Raw genomic sequence first — 310 nt, 5'->3', positions numbered from 1 at the left:
CCGAATCCCAGGCGCGCCACCAGGCGGTGCGACCACTCTGTTGATCCAACAAAAGGGCGAACGCCACCAGGCCGAGTAGCGCCAGTGGCCAAAGGTCAAACGGGGCAAAGCTCAGGGGGACCAGACCGCCGGCGGCCGCACACAGCAGCCAGGCGGCCCAGCCCGGTAGGCGCGCCAGCGCCGCTCGCAGTTCGGTCATGGGGTTATTCGATCAGGGTCAGCCGCACCAGATGGATCTGGCGGTTGTCCGCGTACAGTACCCGGAACTGGAAGTTGTCGATGGTGGCGACTTCGTTGCGCTTGGGCAGGT

General features: G+C 65.8%; 1 pseudogene. It reads right to left on the bottom strand.

Going from position 1 to position 310, the window contains the following annotated elements:
• Nucleotides 1-199: pseudogene (locus B3187_RS06050) on the bottom strand (apolipoprotein N-acyltransferase); the annotation flags it as partial.
• Nucleotides 200-310: the final 111 nt, after the last annotated feature.

The organism is Marinimicrobium sp. UBA4209, from assembly GCF_002381585.1.
Taxonomy (GTDB): domain Bacteria; phylum Pseudomonadota; class Gammaproteobacteria; order Pseudomonadales; family Cellvibrionaceae; genus Marinimicrobium; species Marinimicrobium koreense.
Note: the sequence above shows the minus strand (reverse complement) of the source record. Positions and strands in the feature narration are given on the sequence as shown.